This is a genomic window from Bacillus sp. JJ634, assembly GCF_036962285.1.
Taxonomy (GTDB): domain Bacteria; phylum Bacillota; class Bacilli; order Bacillales; family DSM-1321; genus Peribacillus; species Peribacillus asahii_A.
This window is the reverse complement of record NZ_JBALMU010000134.1, coordinates 5,402-5,935: the sequence shown is the minus strand read 5'-3', so window position 1 is coordinate 5,935 and position 534 is coordinate 5,402. Positions and strand designations below refer to the sequence as shown.

General features: G+C 34.5%; 1 protein-coding gene. It reads left to right on the top strand.

Going from position 1 to position 534, the window contains the following annotated elements:
- The coding region (locus tag V7068_RS18180) for an AAA-type ATPase lid domain-containing protein (protein ID WP_499713947.1) at positions 1–322 on the top strand (322 nt) is incomplete at its 5' end.
- Positions 323–534: the final 212 nt, after the last annotated feature.

Here is a 534-nt window from a genome sequence, read left to right as displayed (position 1 = left end):
ATTTCTATATTCTTATGAATGGCCTGGGAATGTCCGGGAGTTGAAAAACGTGATTGACTATGCGACTTGTATAGCCGAGGGAACAGAAATTACACTCCACGATCTACCAGAGTCGATGATAAAACAAGGAGCGGAGTTATTTCAACAGCAACCGAATCGCTCGTTACAGGGAGTAATGGAAGATACCGAACGGAGACTGATTCAAGAGACAATCAACTATTTTGGCACAGGTATTGAAGACAAGAAAAAGGCTGCCAAATCATTAGGCATTTCGTTGGCCACTTTATATAACAAAATTAAGAAATATAATATTGGCTCTTAAAATTTCTAAAATATTAGAAATACATCCATTTCATTTCTAAACATTTAGAAATGAGGTGGATAGCCTAATACCGATACGTAATAAAATATCTTTTCCAGTTACCATTTCTAAAACATTAGAAATAGGAAGCGGGAAAATAGATTTGAAGAAAGTGTTTTTATGGCGCTTTCTTTTTTTATTTTCTTCATAATTTCCCGAAAATCGATATTTTA